Here is a 17504-nt window from a genome sequence, read left to right on the forward strand (position 1 = left end):
TTGCCGTAAAATAGCGCCTGCGCAAGCGAAAAGCCCTTTCTGTCGGCTCACCTTTCAAATCAGTTTCTTTATAAAGTACGGCATTATGCAGCGTTTTTTTATTTTTTCGGGCATTGCGGCATTTCTCGCCCTATATACGCTCACGCTTTCCACCAACCAAAACAGCAGCCTGTCCATGTCTTTTTGGGCGTTGTTTGTATTTTGCGCCCTGCTCGCCCTTACCATGTTCGGCATCATCACGCACTACATCATTCGGATTGTGCGCGAAAAACACCGCCGCGTTTTCGGCTCGCAAATCGCCCGCAAACTGTCCGCCATGTTTGCCACCGTTGCCCTGATTCCGTCTTTGTGCATCATGATGGTGTCTTTGCAAATGATTACCCACAACATCGATTCGTGGTTTAACGAAAACACTCAAGAAGCATTAGACCGCGGTTTACAGTTAAGTCAATCTGCCCTCAATCAAAGCGTGGCACAAATCGCCAACGAAGCCAACCGCATCCGCACCGACATCACCACCCTATATCAACAACAGCAAGACATCGCCCCTGCCCTGCTGACCGCCCACGCCAAACAGTTTGACCAACTGGTCGTATGGAATTTAAGCAGCCGCCGCATCGTCAAACAACGCAATCCCCACCAACTGCACACCCCCGAATTGGACCAAACCACCATTGCTTATCTCTTAAAAGACGGCGTGGTGCGCCGTCCCGAACACCTGAACAACCATCTGTACGCCCGTGGCTGGCTGCTGCTGCCCCATTACAACGGCGAAGCCCACGCCCTGTTTTTCCGCCAAGCCGTTCCCGCAGACATCGCCCGCAACACCCAACTGATTGAAGACGCCCGCAGCCAATATAAAGAAGTGGTACACGCACAAAAAGGACTGCGAACCTTTTTTGTGATTACGCTGGTGATTGCCGCGCTGATGTCCATTTTGCTGGCACTGGCAGGCTCACTCTATTTTGCCCAACGCTTTGTCGAACCCATTTTGCAACTGGCAAACGGCGCGCGCCACGTTGCCCAAGGCGAGTTCAACCAACGCCTGACCATTATCCGCAACGATGAATTTGGACGTTTGAGCAATCTGTTTAACCACATGACCGAACAGCTTGCCATCGCCAAACAAGCCGACACCCAGCACCGCAACGAATTAGAAGCCTCGCACCAATTTCTTGAGCGCGTACTCGACAGCTTAAGCGCAGGCGTGATTACCCTTGATGCCGAAGGCAGACTCAACACCTACAACCGCAGCGCCGAAGCCATTGTCGATTTGCCTTTGAGCGATTTGGTCGGTCAGCACCGCCGCGATTGGAAACACCGTTCCGCCCAACACAATGTGTTGGCAGACACACTGCGTACCCTGCTTGCCACCGCCAAAAGCGGCGAAGCTGCCGAAATTTCCTATTCGGGCGCAGACGAAACACGCATTTTATTGGGTAAAGCCATCAGCCTGCCCCCCGAAAACGGCAGCGGCACCGTTCTCGTTTTTGACAATATTACAACACTTGTTTTGGCACAAAAAGAAGCCGCTTGGGGCGAAGTTGCCAAGCGTTTGGCGCACGAAATCCGCAATCCGCTCACCCCGATTCAGCTTTCCGCCGAGCGTTTGGCGCACAAATTGCGCGACAAATTGGATAACAAAGACGAACAAATCTTAACAAAATCAACCGATACCATTATCAAGCAGGTTGCCGCGCTCAAAGAGATGGTAGAAGCCTTCCGCAACTACGCCCGCGCCCCCTCGCTGAAAATGCACACCATCAACCTCAACCAGCTCGTGTCTGAAGTGCTGGTACTCTATGAAAGTAATCCTTGCACCTTTGATGCCGAATTGAGTACCATACCCTTGTTGTTAAAAGCAGACACTACCGCCATGCGTCAGGTTTTGCACAACCTGCTGAAAAACGCCGCCGAAGCTGCCGAAGCCGACCCGCACCCGCAGGTCAGCATCCGCACCTATACCGATGAAACAGGCAACGCCTGCCTGACCATCGCCAACAACGGCAAAAGTTTCAGCAAAGCCATGTTGCAAAACGCCTTCGAGCCTTATACCACCGACAAAGCCTCAGGCACAGGTTTGGGCTTGTCGGTTGTGAAAAAAATCGTGGACGACCACAAAGGCAAAATCAGCCTGTCCAACCAAGACGGCGGCGGCGCGTGCGTATACCTCAAATTCACTACGGAAACCCCCTAATCATGCGAAGTACCGACATTCTTATCGTGGACGATGAAATCGGCATTCGGGAAGTGCTTCAGGAAACGCTGGAAGACGAAGGCTATTCGGTGGCGTTGGCAGAAAACGCCGAACAAGCCCGACAATTACGCAATCAAACCCGTCCTGCCATGGTGCTGTTGGACATCTGGATGCCCGACAGCGACGGCATTACCCTGCTCAAAGAATGGGCAAGCAACGGTCAATTAACCATGCCCGTGGTGATGATGAGCGGGCACGGCAGCATTGATACCGCCGTAGAAGCCACCAAAATCGGCGCATTAGACTTTTTGGAAAAACCCATTCCGCTGCAAAAGCTGTTCAGCGCGGTAGAACGCGCCCTCAAAACAGGCGAAACCCAATCGGCAGCGGGCGCATCGCTGGAACGTTTGGGCAACAGCAACGTCATCAAAGAATTGGGCAAACAGCTGGAACGCGCCTCCGCCCACAACAGCCCCATTCTGCTGTTGGGCGAATCGGGTTCGCCGTTTGAAGCAGTGGCACGTTTTTTCCACAAAAACCACACCCCGTGGATTGAACCCGTCCGCCCCGACCACATCACCGATTCGCCTTTGGAACTGCTGCAAAAATCCGCCAACGGCGTGCTGTATTTGGGCGATATTGCCCAATACAACAAAAGCGTACAGCAAAGCATCGCCTTTTTGCTGACCAAGGCAGAACGTTATCATGCCCGCGTGGTGTGTACTTGCAGCCAGCCCTTATCGGAATTGGTCAGCAGTCCCACGCAGGACAACCGTTTGCTTAACGTTTTGTCTTCGCTGGTGATTAGCCTGCCGCCGCTGCGCCAGCAGTTAGACGACATTCCGTTTTTAGTCAATCAGATTACCAACGAACTGGCGCAGGCGCAAAAATCCGCGCCCGTGCGTTTCAGTGCCGATGCGGTGGGGCGTTTGTGCCAATACGATTGGCCCGGCAATTTGGAACAGCTTAAAAACGTGGTCAAAAACCTTGCTTTAAACAGCGAAGGCAACGAAGTGGGACAACAGGCAGTACACAAAATGCTGGGGCAGTTTATGCAGCAAAACGACGGCGAAATGGTGAACGGCTTTGATTTCAACCTGCCGCTGCGCGAATTGCGTGAAGAATTGGAACGGCGTTATTTTGAATACCATATCCGCCGCGAAAACCAAAACATGAGCCGCGTGGCGCAGAAAGTGGGATTGGAACGCACCCATTTATACCGTAAACTCAAGCAGTTGGGCATTAGCGTAACGCGCCGCAGCGCCGCTGCCCGCCACGGCGAACACAGCGAATAAAAAACAGCCGCAGGATAACGCCCTGCGGCTGTTTGATTAAACCTTAATTTTTAATGATTTAAATTATTTTTTTACGGGAATACGGCAGAAAGTTTGGGTTTTGTTGCCGTAAGGGTCGCTAAACGCAAATACGGCTTCGCCTGCTTTTTGATGCCATTCGGTCGGTTTGCCGTACAAGCCTTGTGCAGCGGTGTACAGTTCGCCGGAAGCGGCGCGGGTTTGCGACAATACGGCGCGGGCTTTATTATCGGTATTCAGGCTCAAAGCAATACGGTCGTTGCCGATGTATTGAATGGTCACACCCATACCGTTGCGGCAGCTGTAATGCTCGTTAGGCATATTTACCGGTGTGGGCTGGAAATTGCCTTGCTGTTTGTTCACATTGTGATGATGGGCTTGGTTCATGCCGTTGTCTTGCTTGGCATTGGATTGGCAGGCAGCCAAAGCACATACGGCAGCGGCAGCAGCGGCAAAAAGTTTGATGTTCATAACAAATCCCTTCAAGTAAAAAGGTTAAACACACATGGCAACTCAAGCCGTTGCCCTGTAAAACGCCATATTAACCACGAAATGCGCCGCTGTAATCTGCTTTAACTTGAATTTACGCGCATTATCAATAAAATCAATTTTTATCAAAAAGATACATCAAAATCTTAAAGCATGTTAAGCGACTGCCTGTCGCACAGCAGGCAGCGAAAGTTTATAATACGGCGTTTTTTCAATTTTTACCCTTTGCCATGATGACCAAGCTTCACATTATCGACCACCCCCTGGTTCACCACAAACTGACCCTGATGCGCGAAGCCGATTGCAGCACGGGAAAATTCCGCATTTTAACCAAAGAATTATCGCGTCTGATGGCATACGAGGCCACACGCGATTTTGAAACCGAAACCCACACCATTAACGGCTGGTGCGGTGAAATTGAAGGCAGGCGCATCAAAGGCAAAACCTTAACTGTAGTGCCGATTTTACGCGCGGGCTTGGGTATGCTGGATGGCGTGCTGGATTTGATTCCCACCGCCAAAATCAGCGTAGTGGGTTTGCAGCGCGATGAAGAAACTCTGCAACCCGTTTCCTATTTTGAAAAGCTGGTGGACAAAATGGACGAACGCCCCGCGCTGATTCTCGACCCAATGCTGGCAACAGGCGGTTCGATGGTGGCAACCATTGATTTGTTGAAAGCCAAAGGCTGTTGCCATATCAAAGCCCTGGTACTGGTGGCTGCGCCCGAAGGCGTAAAAACCGTACACGATGCCCACCCCGATGTACCGATTTACACCGCTGCGCTGGACAGCCATTTAAATGAAAACGGCTATATTATTCCAGGATTGGGCGATGCGGGGGATAAAATCTTTGGTACGAAACACGGCTAAACCGTTTATTTAATTACACAGGAAAAAACATGAGTACTTTTGCCGAAAACCTTGCCGCCATGCCCGATATCGCCCATTTGCGCGGTTTGGACGTATGCGATGCCGACAACACCGTTGTGCACCATATTCCCGCCGTAGAAGGCAAGCTGGGCAGCCTGAAACTGTATCACGCGCTGGCGCAGCGTTTTAACAATGTATTAAACGCCGAAGCCGCCGAGCAGGGTTTAATCTGGTTTGCCGAACACCTTGCCGATGCACAGGCACACGCAGGCAAACATCCCAATATTGATTTGCTGCTGCGCGTGCGCGATGAAGGTTTGGTTTTGCAACTGAAACCGCTGGCAGCGTAAAAAATGACTGTTTGAATCCCACCATACCACTCCCTAGCCCTCCCCCGTAAAACAGGGGAGGGAGCGGTGTTTCAGCACGAAAAAATTTATCGTGTACTGTAAGACATTACCCAATCCCGAAAGTTTCCCCCATGAATCTGCTGTTTATCGCCGACCCCCTGCACACATTCAAAACCTATAAAGACACCACCTATGCCATGATGCGCGAAGCCGCACGGCGCGGACATCGGCTGTTTCATACATTAAGCAGCGATTTATCCGTGCGCGGCGGACGCGTGTTTGCCCAAGCTGCTGCTTTTGAGTTCCAAAATGGCGAAACATGGTTTCAGGCAGCCGCGCCCGAAAGCGCCGATTTAGGCAGTTTTGACGCCGTGATTATGCGTACCGACCCGCCGTTTGACCTGCAATACCTGTACGCCACCCAATTACTCAGTTTGGCGGAACAGCACGGCGCTAAAGTGTTTAACAGCGGGCAGGCGATGCGCGACTTTAACGAAAAACTGGCGATTTTAAATTTCCCCCAATTTACCGCGCCCACTTTGGTTTCCACCCAATCATCTGAAATTAAACAATTTTTACAGGAACATGGCGACATTATCGTCAAACCTTTGGACGGCATGGGCGGCATGGGCATTTTCCGTTTGCGCGAAGGCGACCCCAACACAGGCAGCATTTTGGAAACGCTAATGCAGTTGGACAGCCGTACCATTATGGCGCAACGCTACCTGCCCGCCATTGTGCACGGCGACAAACGCATCTTGATTATTAACGGTAAAGTCATTCCCTACGCCCTTGCCCGCATTCCTCAAAACGGCGAAACACGCGGCAATCTGGCGGCAGGCGGGCGCGGCGTGGCGCAAGAATTGTCCGAGCGCGACCACGAAATCGCCGAAAGCCTTGCCCCCGAACTGCTGCGGCGCGGCATTTTGCTGGCGGGTTTGGACGTGATTGGCGACTGCCTGACCGAAGTCAATGTTACCAGCCCCACAGGTTTCCAAGAGATTATGAAACAAAAAGATTTTGACGTGGCAGCGGTATTTGTTGATGCACTTGAACAACGGGGCAAGGCAGCGTAATATGCAACAATATCTTGATTTAATGCGCCATATTTTAGATAACGGCACCGACAAATCCGACCGCACAGGCACAGGCACACGCTCTGTTTTCGGCTATCAGATGCGCTTTGATTTGGCGCAAGGCTTTCCCCTGCTCACCACCAAAAAACTGCATTTGCGTTCCATTATTCACGAATTGTTGTGGTTTTTGCGCGGCGACACCAATATCCGTTATCTGAAAGAAAACCAAGTATCCATTTGGGACGAATGGGCAGACGAAAACGGCGAACTGGGTCCCGTGTACGGCTATCAATGGCGTTCTTGGCCTGCGCCCGATGGCAGCAGCATTGACCAAATCAGCCATGTTGTCCAACAAATTAAACACAATCCCGATTCGCGCCGCCTGATGGTATCGGCGTGGAATCCTGCTTTGGTAGATGAAATGGCGTTACCGCCCTGTCATGCCATGTTTCAGTTTTATGTGGCAAACGGGCGTTTGTCGTGCCAGCTTTACCAGCGCAGCGGCGATGTATTTTTGGGCGTACCGTTTAATATTGCCAGCTACGCGCTGCTGACGATGATGGTGGCGCAAGTGTGCGGGCTGCAGGCAGGCGAGTTTGTGCATACTTTGGGCGACGCGCATTTGTACCGCAATCATTTTGAACAGGCGCAATTACAGCTTAGCCGCGAACCGCGCCAACTGCCCGTGATGAAAATCAATCCACAAATTGATGATTTGTTTGCTTTTCAGTTTGACGATTTTGAATTGCAGGATTACGACCCCCATCCGCATATTAAAGCAGCGGTTTCCGTCTAAAAAAATCCCTATGCCATGATTAGCATAGGGATTTTTTAATCCATCAAACCAATTTATTTCGCTGCAGAAGCGGCTACAGATGCCGCTACTGAAGCCGCAGACGCTTCGGCCACTGCCGCAGCCGCGCCCTGTTCGCCCCAAGCAGCAGGGTATTTATAACCTGCAAACTTGGTTTTGGCATAGGTTTTAAATTCGTCGCTGTTATACGCTGCTTCCACATCTTTTACCCATTTGCTGTCTTTGTCGGCGGTACGCACGGCAGACCAGTTCACATAGGCAAAGCTCGGCTCTTGGAACAGTGCTTCGGTCAATTTCATGCCTGAAGACATGGCGTAATTGCCGTTTACCACCGCAAAATCCACGTCTTGACGGCTGCGCGGCAGGTTGGCGGCTTCCATTTCCACCAGCTTGATGTTTTTGCTGTTTTCAGCAATATCGGCTTTAGAGGCTTTCAGCGGGTCAATATTGTCTTTCAGCTTAATCCAGCCCAATTCGTCCATCATCACCAAAGCACGGGCAAAGTTAGACGGGTCGTTCGGCACGGCTACGGTGCTGCCGTCTTTTACCTCTTCCAATTTGGCGATTTTACCTGCGTAAATGCCCAAAGGCGCAGTGGGAATTTGGAAGACTTCCACCAAATCCAATTTGTGTTCTTCTTTAAAACCGTCCAAATAGGGTTTGTGCTGGAACACATTGATGTCAATCGCGCTTTCCGCCAAGGCTTTATTGGGGGTAACGTAATCGGGGAATTCGGTTAAGGTAACTTTATAGCCTTGTTTTTCCAAAGCAGGTTGGATTTGCTCTTTTACCATATCGGCAAAATCACCGGGGGTCGTGCCGATGCGGATTTCGCTTTTTTCTACGGCTACGGCAGACGCTGCGCCCGTGCCTGAAGCGGCAGGGGTTTGTGCCTGCTGTTGTTGTTGTCCGCAAGCAGACAGTGCCAAGGCAATCACGCCTGCCAAAGAAAGTTTGAATGCTGTGTTCATAACAGATGCTCCTGAATCAATAGGAAATTAACGTTTGTCTAATTTGGCGGACAGGAAATTGCCCGCCGCTTGAATCGCTACCACCAGCGCGGTCAGCAACACCACCACCGCTGCCATCACATCAGGCATATAGCGTTGGTGTCCGTAACGGATACCCAAATCGCCAATACCGCCGCCGCCAATCAAACCCGCCGCCGCACTTTCGCCCAAAATGGCAATCATCAAAATGGTGATGCTCAATACCAAGCCTGCACGGGCTTCATTTAGCAACACTTTGAAAATAATGGTAACAGGCGATGCGCCCATGGCTTGTGCGGCTTCAATCACGCCTTTGGGAACGTCGTTTAGGTTTTGTTCCACCAAGCGGGCGAAATAAAAGCTCGCGGCAATGCTTAACGACACGGAAGCCGCCAAAGGTCCGAACGATGTACCGACTATCATGCGGGTAACGGGCATCAGCACAATCATCAGAATCACAAAGGGAAAAGCACGCATAAAGCTAACCAGCCAGCTTAAAGCGCGGTTCAGCGGGGCATTGGCAAAAATCTGTCCTTTGGCACTGGTAAACAGCCACACCCCCAATAATCCCCCCGCTACAATGCTGAAGGTGGCAGATACGGCAACCATGGTTAAAGTTTGCCACAGCGCAGTGTAAAAATCAGGAAGCAGTTTGACAAGGTTTTCGGTATTCATAATTTATTGAATATAAATAATTTAATCTTCGCGCAACAATTCGCGCCCGATTTCGGACTGTGCCAAAATCTCGCCGTCTTTCACTTCTGCCACTTCCAGCAGTTTGCCTTTGTCTAACAAAGCAGTACGGTGGCACAAACGGCGAATCACGCTCATTTCGTGGGTAACAATCACAATGGTTACGCCAAAGCGTTGGTTGATGTCTTGCAAACAGCCCAACACGCTGCGGGTGGTGGCGGGGTCAAGCGCGGATGTGGGTTCGTCTGCCAGCATCACATGCGGTTTGGGGGCAAGGGCGCGGGCAATGCCGACACGCTGTTTTTGTCCGCCTGAAAGCTGGGCGGGATAATGTTCGGCGCGTTCGTTTAAGCCCACCACGTCCAAACATTCTGCCACACGCTTGCGGATGTCTTCGGGCTGCCAGCCCGCAATTTCCAAAGGAAACGCCACATTTTGCGCCACCGTGCGGTTGGCAAGCAGGTTAAACTGCTGAAAAATCATACCGATATTTTGACGGGCGCGGCGCAACTGCGCTTCCGACATCGCGGTCAAATCCTGTTTATCGACCACCACACGCCCGCTGTCGGGGCGTTCCAGCAGGTTAATCAGGCGCAGCAGCGTGGATTTGCCCGCGCCCGAATAGCCCATCAGCCCGAAAATTTCGCCTGCACGGATATGCAAATCGGTAGGTTCAACGGCAGCAAACCACGATTTGTCGCGGTTTTGAAATCGTTTGGAAACATTTTCCAAAATAATCATAGTGTTCTTTCAATACAATAAAGCCCGATGTGCGACACAACGGGCTTGAAACCACAACGCTTTAGCTGTTTTAACGCCCGCAAGCTGTGTCAAATCGGCGTAAATTTTGTAGCAGCAAATGTAAGGGAAGCGGCAAAACTTGTCAAGCCGCGCTTTGGAATATCGGGCAATATGGCTTATGCCAAGCCGTGCAGGTGTTCCCACAAAATATTCGCACCAATGCCGATTAACACCAGCCCGCCTACGATTTCGGCACGCTGTCCCGCCGCTGCACCCAATACCCGTCCCAACACCATGCCTAACGCACACATCAACGCCGTTACCACACCAATCATCAACGCAGCCACGCGCCGCGTTCGGCATGGCGGACAGAAATACTTGGATTGTCAGCAGCGGGCGACAAGCCGCTGTACAGCATACGCAAGCCCAAAAACGACAACAAACCAAAAGCAATCCAATGGTCCCAATGGCGAATCAGGCTTTGTGCGGCTTGTCCGCCCAACCAGCCAATCACAGGGGCAACGGCTTCCACCGTGCCAAACAGCAGCGCAGTACGCACCGTTTGCGCGGGCGTGGGACGTTGTTGCGCCCCTTTAACCACGGCGGCGGCGAACGCGTCCATAGACATCCCCACCGCCAGCACCCATAAAGCGGAAAAACTCACAATAAACTGCGTCCGTTAAAATGGCGTTTGGCTTTAAACCATGCGAACAACGGCGGTTTTTGCAGCCACAGCGTTCCGCCTGCTTCGCCATCGGTAATAATACGCGCCGAATCCATGCGTTTTTCGGATAAGGCTTCCCACAGGGGCTTGAAAAAGGTCTCGTCCCATTGCGCCAACACATCGCCATACGCCCAAGTGTCGTTGGTTTGGCGGGATAAGGTTAAACCGTCTAACCACACGGCGGTATTGCCAATAGCCACGCCTTCATCATCACAATATTGCTGCCAATCTTGAAAACGGGCGGGCGCAGGGACAAGGTTTAAGGGGCTTTGTGCTGTCCACGGGCTGTCGCAACCCATCAGCGCAGGCGCGGTTTCTGCCGCTGCGCTGGGATAAACGGGGGCATTCCACAGCCAAATGCCGTTAATCGGCGGTTGTTGGTGGTTGCGGCGGTGGCGGTTCATGGGGTGGTCGTGCAACCACATTTGAATTTCGGTTTGCATTTGCAGCCATTGCGCCGCGCCTGTGCCTTCGGCGCGTACCGAGCCGTCAATCTGACCGAGTACGTCAAACACAGGCGGGGCTTGCCAATCAACCGATGCAGGCAACAGCATACGCCACAAATCGGGGCGCAAGGCACGAAAACGCGCTTGTCCACGGTAAAACTCGTTTAAGCCGCTGCACAGGGCTTCGGCTTCTTCTTCGTTAATGCCTACGGCCGCACCGTCTAACAAATTCATGCTGTGCATACCCATTTGCTGCCACACAGGGCTGGCATACACGCAGTGTTCGGGCAGGGAAAAATCCACCGCCAAATGCTCGGCATACAAACGCCCCAAAGGGCTGGGCTGCGGCTCAAAACGGGCAAAACGCAGCAGTTTGTCTAAAAACGGCGTGTCCGGTTCGGGCAGGTGTTCGGCATCGGGGCGCAACAGCGCGGGTAAAATCAGGGTAAACATAAGCGGAATTTGAGGTAAATATGTGTGTGTATTCGGGGCATTATCGGCAAAAATGCACTGGCATCAGCCGAAAAAGCCCATTTTGACCTGTATCAGTTTTTCCAATTCGCGCAAAACGCGGCGGCGGGCAACAAATAAAATCAGGTGGTCGCCGTCGGCAACGGTTTCATGATGGTTGCGCCCCATCATCACGGTGTCGCCGCGCACCACGGCGGCAATGTGGCAACCAGCAGGCCATTTGATTTCGTCAATGCGCCGTCCCACCAGCGATGAAGTGCGTTGGTCGCCATGTACCACCACTTCAATCGCTTCCGCCGTGCCTCGGCGCAAGGGATACACAGCGGCAATGTCACCACGGCGCACATGCGCCAAAATGCTGCCAATGGTAATCAAATGCGGCGACACCACAATATCAATCTGGTTGCCCGTAATCAAATCCACATAACGGGAACGGTTGATGATGCACACCACCCGTTTTGCGCCCAGATTTTTTGCCAACAGCGCCGACATAATATTGTTTTCATCGTCGTTGGTCAGGGCGCAAAACACGTCAATTTCGTCAATATATTCGCGGGCAAGCAGGTTTTCATCGGAAGCCGAACCTTGCAACACCAAAGTCTGGTCTAAATTTTCTGCCAGCCATTCGGCACGTTGCGGATTCAATTCAATGATTTTGATGTTAAAGTTTTCTTCCAGCTGTCGCGCCAAGCGAAAACCGATATTGCCCCCGCCTGCAATCATCACGCGGCGCGGTTTGTGTTCGTAGTAAAACCACACCGCCATCACCGCCGAAACGTGTCGCGCATCGGCAGCAAAACAAATTTCATCGCCCTCTTCCACCAGCGTGGATGCCTGCGGCACAATCAGGCGGTTATTACGGTAAATGGCGCAGATTTGGCAATCGGTACGCTCGGGCAGCAACGCCACCATTTCGGCAACAGTTTTGCCAATCAAGGCATCGCGGTTTTTTGCCTGTGCCACCACCATCTGCACACGCTCATGTGCAAAAGGCAAGACCTGCAAGGCACGGATATAATGCAGCAAACCCGCCAAATGCTCGGTAACCAGCTCTTCGGGGTGAATGGAATCGGTAATGTCAAACGCCGCCAAAGCAGGGGGCATTTTGTCTTCCGCCTGCACGTTTTGACTGTCCAAATAATCCGCCGAACGCACCCGCGCAATGCGGTTGGGAACATTAAACAGCGCGGCGGCGATTTTGCACGCCACCAAATTGGTTTCATCGCTGCGGGTCAGCGCCAACAACATATCCGCATCTGCCGCGCCTGCCTGTTTCAATGCCACGGGCGACGCGCCGTTGCCGTTAATGGTTTGCACGTCCATTTGGCTACCCAAATTCGACAAGGCGTGTTCGTCCGTGTCAATCACGGTAATGTCGTGCCCCTGCAAAGTGGACAGTTCTTGCGCGATTGCCGAACCCACCTGCCCGCCGCCCAAAATCAGGATTTTCACAAGTTTTCCGCGCGTGCGCGCGCGCTCCGCAGTTTAGCCGCCAATATCATACTTTTTCCATTCGGCATAAAAAACAGCGATTATAACAGTATAATCGCCCCACACTTCTGCCACTGTTGCGGCTTTGCGACACCCGTCTCACGCACAAGACATTAAACCAAACAATCAGGAATATTGATGAAAACCATAGAATCTGCCCAAAATCCCCATCTCAAACACCTAGCCAAATTATTAACTTCTGCCAAAACCCGCCGCAAACACCGTCAAAGCGTGGCAGAAGGCGTGCATTTGCTGGAAGCCTATTTAAACACGGGCACACTGCCCGAACAGGTGTGGCTGTCGCCGCAGCGTGTGCATCATCCCGACGTGCAAGCTCTGCTACCGCGTTTGCCGCCGCAGAATATTTATTTGGCACAAGCACAGGCACTCAATAAAATCAGTGCATTAAATGAAGCAGACGGGGTATTGTCGCTGATTGCCTTGCCCGACCACACCCAAAAACCGCTGCCCTTGCACGGCGATTGTGTGGTTTTAGACGATATTCAAGACCCTGGTAATATGGGTACACTCTTACGCAATGCGGCAGCAGCAGGCGTTCAACAGATTGTCTATAGCAAAAACTGTGCCGATGCGTGGTCGCCGAAAGTATTACGCGCAGGCATGGGCGCACATTTTGCCTTGCACCTGTACGAATGCGCCGATTTGCCCGCGTGGTTGGCGGATTACCGCGACACGCGCATTGCCACGGCGTTATCGGCGCAGAGTGTGTGTGTGTATGATGTGGATTTACGCGCCCCGTGTGCGTGGATTTTCGGTAATGAAGGGGCAGGTGTGAGCGCAGCGGTACAGGCAAGTGCCGATGTGTGCGCGGTGATTCCGATGGCAGCGGGTAGTGAGTCGCTGAATGTGGCGGCGGCGGCAGCGGTGTGTTTGTTTGAGCAGCAACGCCAACGCCGTTAGGTCAAAATATAGTTGATTAAAATCGCAACGATACCGCGTTGCCAACGCCCTGATGGACTACTCGTACACGGCGGGCGTTGTCGCCTTGTCTCGTTTTTATTTTTATCAACTATAGAACCTGTATGGATAAGATTGATAGTTTGATTTGCTTGCAGCTTCTTACTGATTGGCGCGTACCCATTTCAGCCATTGGTCAAACAGCGCGGGTTCAACCGCTGCAATTACCGAACGTTGAAAAACGTGTTCGCCACTCCAAAATTCGTCGCCTTCCAAAGTGGCAAGCTGTCCGCCCGCTTCGGTTAAAATCAATGCGCCCGCTGCGTAATCCCACAGGTTTTGTCCGCCGTGAACATACACATCGTAACGCCCCGCCGCCAAATAACACCAATCCAGCGTACTGCTGCCCAAGCTGCGAATACTGCGTACAGGCGATAAAGTGTGGATGCGGCTGGACAACTTACCCGAGCGCAGGCGTTTGACTTCCACCCCTGCCACTGCTTCAAACAAACGTTTTTGTCCGATACGCAGCGGCAAAGGTCGTCCGTTTAAAAATGCGCCACTGCCTTGCGCAGCGGCAAACATTTCCTGTGTGGCGGGATTGTAAACCGCACCAAACAAGGTCTTCCCCTGCCGCACAAACGCCACCGACAAAGCAAAATGCGGCAAACCGTTTAAAAAATTGGTCGTACCATCTATGGGGTCCACCACCCACAAACCCGTTTGCGCCTGTTTTTGCCACAGGTTTTTTTGCTGCATTAAGGGCATTTCTTCGCCCAACACGGGGGCGCGGACAATATCGGGCAGATGGCGTTCAAACGCTGCCTGCGCCGCCAAATCCGCCGCCGACAGCAAGCTGCCGTCTGCTTTGCGTATGCCTTCGGCATGTAAAAAACGGGGCATGACTTCGCTGTGGGCAATGTCGTGAATCAGGGTTTGAAGTCGGGTGAGCATAGGCGCAATCGTGGGGCTGAATCGGTGGAAAAACGGCAACCGCAGCGCAAGCACTGCGGCGCATCATTTGTTAAAATCGGCGATATTAACGATTTTTCACATTGGCAACAACCATGCCCCGATTCCATCTGCCCGAACTGCCCCCCATCGGCAGCGAAACCGCCCTGCCCGACAAAGTGGTACGCCATATTCACGTTTTGCGCCTGCGCGTGGGCGACAATATTATCCTGTTTGACGGCGCAGGCAATGCCCTTGCCGCCGAACTGACCCAAATAGACAAACGCCGCGTCCTGTGCCACATAAACGCTTCCGCCACAGGCGCAGCCGAAAGCCCCTTAAACATCACCTTGGTGCAAGCCGTTTCCGCAGGCGAACGCATGGAATTTACCTTGCAAAAAAGCGTGGAATTGGGTGTAAACGCCATTCAGCCCGTTATCAGCCGCCGCAGCGTGGTGCGTTTACACGGCGAACGCGCCGACAAACGTCAAGCCCGTTGGCAGGAAATTGTGATTTCTGCCTGCGAACAATGCGGGCGCAACACCGTTCCCCCCGTGTTGCCCGTGTTGGATTTTACCGACTATTTGGCACAACGCCCCAATATCCCCCATCTGATGATGAGCTTGCACCGCGCCCGCAGCCTGAAAGACTTTTCTGCGCCCGCACAACTTGCCCTGCTGGTAGGACCAGAAGGCGGTTGGGACAGCAGCGAAGAACACGCCGCGCAAGAAGCAGGCTGTCAGGCGTTTAGCTTGGGCGGGCGCGTGCTGCGTACCGAAACCGCCGCTTTAGCCGCTTTGGCGGCGATGCAAACCCTGTGGGGCGACTTTATTTAACATTTCCCTGAAACTTGCTGTAAAATACCGTTTTTTAAAACATAGTTGAGGATAAAACATGAAAGCACCCGTCAGCCTGCTGCTCGCCGCCCTGCTGCTTGCCGCCTGCCAAGACAAACCCGCTGCCGAACCCGCCAAACCCGTTGCCGAAAAAAGCAGCCGCGCCGATAGCGAAAACCAAGACGAAGCCGCCGAAGAAACCACCGAAGCCGAAGAAGTAGCGGAAGAAGCCCAAGACGACGCTTCAGACAGCGCACACAGCGGCGCTGTCAAACAGTTTGTAGCAGCCAGCAAGCGCGTGAAACAAGCCCTTGCCGATGGCGAAGATGCCGACAAACTATACGGCAAACACCGAGCCGAAGTAGAAAAAATCCTTGAAAAAATCAACGAAGAACAAGCCAAATTCCTAGAAGGTTTTATTGACAAATCCGATGCAGAACGCCGCAGCGAACAGAAAAAAATCGCCGCCGCAGGTTTGCAATATGTGGACATGGGCGAAGCCATTACAGAAGTTGCCCCTGCCGATGATTACTATTTGAAACTGTTTGGCAAACACGCCGATGATGCCTTGAAAGGCTTTTTAGAATTACAAGCCAAAGACGGCGCAGACCCCATTTCTAACGATGGTGCTTTAGCCCTTGAATGGGACGAATTGGCACAACGCATTGCCGCATGGGAAGATTGGGAAATGGAATATCCAGACAGCCCCCGTCAAAAAGACGCGCGTAAAGTGCTAACCGAATACCGCCACGCCTATTTGTTCGGCATGGACAATACACCCGTTGCCGATTTTGACGAAAACGGTAAAGCCAGCAAACTGGAATCCGCCGTGGATAAATCATGGGCGCGTGTCAGCGAAAAACGCCCCGATAGCGAAACCGCCAAACTGATTAGCGAAGCGCGTAAATACTGGAAAGCACGTCAAAGCAGCGATGAACCCGATTTGGCGGGCTATTCAGGACCGTTTAAGCAGTTGCGCCAAGAGCAGTATTGATTACAGCTAGGGCGTGTTCCTATTGGCTTTGCCAAGCGGTTTTTTGAGTAGAAATCCGCCTATGCAAGGCAAATGGTGGCACACCCTTACCCCTTGGGGTGTCGGATACGGGATCACGCCCTGTCCGACACCCCAATCTGTTTGACAAGCGCAAAGCGGCAACACTAGAATCGCCCCATTTTTGGCACGGACATCTATTTTATGGGCAAACATGTGTTGCTGGTTTCCTATTCGCAAACAGGGCAGCTGGCGCGTTTGGCGGCTGCGTTTGCAGACGGGCTGCGGGCGCAGGGCGTAAACGTGGAAGAAGCCCACATCCGCCCCGAACCTGATTTTGCGTTTCCGTGGCGTTTTGGCGAGTTTTTTAATACCTTTCCCGAAACCGTGCATCTGCAACCGCGCCCGATTGCCCCGCTTGCCTTGCAACGGCAACATTATGATGTGGTGGTGATTGCCTACACAGTATGGTTTTTGTCGCCCTCGCAGCCTGTGTGCGCGTTTTTGCAATCGGCGCAAGCACACGCCCTATTGCGTGATACGCCTGTGATTACCTTGATTGGTTGTCGCAATATGTGGCTGATGGCACAGGAAAAAGTCAAAAAACTTTTGGCACAGGCAGGGGCAAAACTGGTGGGCAATGTGGTGAAAACCGACCGCAGCAGCACCGCCGCCAGCTTTATCACCACGCCCGTGTGGATGCTGACAGGACGGCGCAAAGCCGCGTCTTGGCTGCCTGAAGCGGGCATTGCCGAAACCGATATTGCCGATGCTGCCCGTTTTGGCGCAAAAACCGCACAAGCCTTAAACAGCGGCGCGGTTTTGGACGAAACCCTGTTACAAAACATGGGCGCGGTGCGCGTAAACGAAAAACTGATTTTCAGCGAGCGTTTCGCCCACCGCAGCTTTTGGCTGTGGGGCAAACTATTGATGGCGGCAGGACGGCGTTCACCACGGCTGCGGCGCGTATTATTATCTGTTTATATTGTGTTTTTAGTGGCAGTCATTTTAACTATTGTACCGCTGACCGCGCTGCTCAAACGCCTGCTGACACCCCTGTTGCGCGAACGCATCCGCCGCGAAAAAGCCTATTACGGTGCGCCTTCGGGCGAGTAGCGGGCATTTTACCTTTTTTCCCATAATTT

At 52.5% G+C, this 17504-nt stretch carries 19 protein-coding genes; 10 read left to right on the plus strand and 9 right to left on the minus strand.

Annotated features, from left to right (window positions below; all coding sequences use genetic code 11):
* Positions 1 to 85 precede the first annotated feature (85 nt).
* Together H3L98_RS09790 and H3L98_RS09795 are read left to right on the plus strand one after the other, a co-directional pair.
* A complete protein-coding gene (locus tag H3L98_RS09790) occupies positions 86 to 2197 on the plus strand; it encodes a sensor histidine kinase (RefSeq protein WP_027021866.1) in 2112 nt (703 codons plus the stop codon).
* Between the two features lie 2 nt (positions 2198 to 2199).
* Positions 2200 to 3492, plus strand: coding sequence for a sigma-54-dependent transcriptional regulator (locus tag H3L98_RS09795; protein ID WP_027021867.1), 1293 nt, complete (start codon positions 2200 to 2202; stop codon positions 3490 to 3492).
* Positions 3493 to 3555: 63 nt separating this feature from the next.
* On the opposite strand, the gene H3L98_RS09800 is transcribed toward H3L98_RS09795, so the two are convergent.
* The gene (locus tag H3L98_RS09800) at positions 3556 to 3981 is read right to left on the minus strand and encodes an MliC family protein (protein WP_027021868.1); all 426 of its coding nucleotides are present in this window, start codon (positions 3979 to 3981) and stop codon (positions 3556 to 3558) included.
* Between the two features lie 251 nt (positions 3982 to 4232).
* Here H3L98_RS09800 and upp point away from each other — a divergent pair, with 251 nt between their 5' ends.
* From upp to H3L98_RS09820, 4 genes are all read left to right on the plus strand, one after another.
* A complete protein-coding gene (gene upp, locus H3L98_RS09805; protein WP_034333480.1) occupies positions 4233 to 4868 on the plus strand; it encodes a uracil phosphoribosyltransferase in 636 nt (211 codons plus the stop codon).
* 29 nt (positions 4869 to 4897) lie between these two features.
* Positions 4898 to 5218, plus strand: coding sequence for a DUF2322 family protein (locus H3L98_RS09810; protein ID WP_027021870.1), 321 nt, complete (start codon positions 4898 to 4900; stop codon positions 5216 to 5218).
* 131 nt (positions 5219 to 5349) lie between these two features.
* A complete protein-coding gene (gene gshB / locus H3L98_RS09815) occupies positions 5350 to 6294 on the plus strand; it encodes a glutathione synthase (RefSeq protein ID WP_027021871.1) in 945 nt (314 codons plus the stop codon).
* Position 6295: 1 nt separating this feature from the next.
* Positions 6296 to 7090, plus strand: coding sequence for a thymidylate synthase (locus H3L98_RS09820; RefSeq protein WP_027021872.1), 795 nt, complete (start codon positions 6296 to 6298; stop codon positions 7088 to 7090).
* A gap of 53 nt (positions 7091 to 7143) precedes the next feature.
* On the opposite strand, the gene H3L98_RS09825 is transcribed toward H3L98_RS09820, so the two are convergent.
* From H3L98_RS09825 to trkA, 7 genes are all read right to left on the minus strand, one after another.
* Positions 7144 to 8079 (minus strand): MetQ/NlpA family ABC transporter substrate-binding protein, encoded by a 936-nt coding sequence (locus H3L98_RS09825; protein WP_027021873.1) that lies wholly within the window; start codon positions 8077 to 8079, stop codon positions 7144 to 7146.
* A 27-nt stretch (positions 8080 to 8106) separates the two neighbouring features.
* Positions 8107 to 8772, minus strand: coding sequence for a methionine ABC transporter permease (locus tag H3L98_RS09830; protein WP_027021874.1), 666 nt, complete (start codon positions 8770 to 8772; stop codon positions 8107 to 8109).
* Positions 8773 to 8793: 21 nt separating this feature from the next.
* A complete protein-coding gene (locus H3L98_RS09835; RefSeq protein ID WP_034333485.1) occupies positions 8794 to 9531 on the minus strand; it encodes a methionine ABC transporter ATP-binding protein in 738 nt (245 codons plus the stop codon).
* Positions 9532 to 9707: 176 nt separating this feature from the next.
* Complete coding sequence (locus H3L98_RS11060; RefSeq protein ID WP_420838873.1) at positions 9708 to 9878, minus strand: manganese efflux pump; 171 nt, start codon at positions 9876 to 9878, stop codon at positions 9708 to 9710.
* Positions 9866 to 10195, minus strand: coding sequence for a manganese efflux pump MntP (locus H3L98_RS09840; protein ID WP_051532034.1), 330 nt, complete (start codon positions 10193 to 10195; stop codon positions 9866 to 9868). The genes H3L98_RS11060 and H3L98_RS09840 overlap by 13 nt, the downstream gene beginning before the upstream one ends.
* Positions 10192 to 11154: a hypothetical protein gene (locus H3L98_RS09845; RefSeq protein ID WP_034333163.1), complete on the minus strand. Its 963-nt coding sequence runs from the start codon at positions 11152 to 11154 to the stop codon at positions 10192 to 10194. The genes H3L98_RS09840 and H3L98_RS09845 overlap by 4 nt, the downstream gene beginning before the upstream one ends.
* 63 nt (positions 11155 to 11217) lie before the next feature.
* Positions 11218 to 12624, minus strand: coding sequence for a Trk system potassium transporter TrkA (gene trkA / locus H3L98_RS09850; RefSeq protein ID WP_027021875.1), 1407 nt, complete (start codon positions 12622 to 12624; stop codon positions 11218 to 11220).
* A gap of 177 nt (positions 12625 to 12801) precedes the next feature.
* On the opposite strand from trkA, the gene H3L98_RS09855 reads away from it, so the two are divergent.
* The gene (locus tag H3L98_RS09855) at positions 12802 to 13584 is read left to right on the plus strand and encodes a TrmH family RNA methyltransferase (protein ID WP_027021876.1); all 783 of its coding nucleotides are present in this window, start codon (positions 12802 to 12804) and stop codon (positions 13582 to 13584) included.
* Positions 13585 to 13743: 159 nt separating this feature from the next.
* On the opposite strand, the gene H3L98_RS09860 is transcribed toward H3L98_RS09855, so the two are convergent.
* Entirely contained in the window at positions 13744 to 14535 is a 792-nt protein-coding gene (locus tag H3L98_RS09860; RefSeq protein ID WP_027021877.1) for an inositol monophosphatase family protein, read from the minus strand.
* Between the two features lie 113 nt (positions 14536 to 14648).
* On the opposite strand from H3L98_RS09860, the gene H3L98_RS09865 reads away from it, so the two are divergent.
* The 3 genes from H3L98_RS09865 (at position 14649) to H3L98_RS09875 (ending at position 17475) form a co-directional block, all read left to right on the plus strand.
* Positions 14649 to 15368, plus strand: coding sequence for a 16S rRNA (uracil(1498)-N(3))-methyltransferase (locus H3L98_RS09865; RefSeq protein WP_027021878.1), 720 nt, complete (start codon positions 14649 to 14651; stop codon positions 15366 to 15368).
* Positions 15369 to 15426: 58 nt separating this feature from the next.
* On the plus strand, positions 15427 to 16362 hold the full coding sequence (locus H3L98_RS10955) for a hypothetical protein (protein WP_027021879.1): 936 nt from the start codon (positions 15427 to 15429) through the stop codon (positions 16360 to 16362).
* Between the two features lie 201 nt (positions 16363 to 16563).
* Positions 16564 to 17475 (plus strand): hypothetical protein, encoded by a 912-nt coding sequence (locus tag H3L98_RS09875; RefSeq protein WP_027021880.1) that lies wholly within the window; start codon positions 16564 to 16566, stop codon positions 17473 to 17475.
* Positions 17476 to 17504 lie beyond the last annotated feature (29 nt).

Source organism: Conchiformibius steedae, assembly GCF_014054725.1.
Classification (GTDB): Bacteria; Pseudomonadota; Gammaproteobacteria; order Burkholderiales; family Neisseriaceae; genus Conchiformibius; species Conchiformibius steedae.